We start from the raw sequence: 772 nt of genomic DNA, 5'->3' as shown, positions 1-772 counted from the left end.
AAGTTGCTGTAGAATTCGCCTCCCGCTAACGAGAGATCGAAGCGAGCCAAGTGGTTGAAGTTGTTAGAGATTCTCTGAAAAACTTCAAAATAAACGCTTGACAGGCTCTGAGGAAAGCGTAGAATGCGCGCCTCGGTTGAGACGAAAGAATCAACCAACCGCTCTTTAACAATTGAATCAAGCAATTCGTGTGGGTGCTTGTGACTCAGACTGATAGTCAAAAAGATTATCAGCATCATAAGTTACTCCACGAGAAATCATGGTTTAACCAACGATTGCTGAGCCAAGTTTATAGGGTTTTCTCAAAACCCGATTGCAGTATTGAACTGAAGAGTTTGATCATGGCTCAGATTGAACGCTGGCGGCAGGCCTAACACATGCAAGTCGAGCGGATGAGAAGAGCTTGCTCTTCGATTCAGCGGCGGACGGGTGAGTAATGCCTAGGAATCTGCCTGGTAGTGGGGGACAACGTTTCGAAAGGAACGCTAATACCGCATACGTCCTACGGGAGAAAGCAGGGGACCTTCGGGCCTTGCGCTATCAGATGAGCCTAGGTCGGATTAGCTAGTTGGTGAGGTAATGGCTCACCAAGGCGACGATCCGTAACTGGTCTGAGAGGATGATCAGTCACACTGGAACTGAGACACGGTCCAGACTCCTACGGGAGGCAGCAGTGGGGAATATTGGACAATGGGCGAAAGCCTGATCCAGCCATGCCGCGTGTGTGAAGAAGGTCTTCGGATTGTAAAGCACTTTAAGGTGGGAGGAAGGG

General features: G+C 49.4%; 1 rRNA gene and 1 pseudogene. One reads left to right on the top strand and one right to left on the bottom strand.

The annotated features are described in order from the left end of the window. Positions 1-239 (bottom strand): annotated as a pseudogene (locus ACWKWX_RS32640) (hypothetical protein); the annotation flags it as partial. A gap of 84 nt (positions 240-323) precedes the next feature. On the opposite strand from ACWKWX_RS32640, the gene ACWKWX_RS32635 reads away from it, so the two are divergent. Continuing rightward, a 16S ribosomal RNA gene (locus tag ACWKWX_RS32635) occupies positions 324-772 on the top strand; the annotation flags it as partial.

The sequence above is a fragment of the Pseudomonas imperatae genome (genome assembly GCF_057128625.1).
This window is presented reverse-complemented; position numbering and strand designations above follow the sequence as displayed.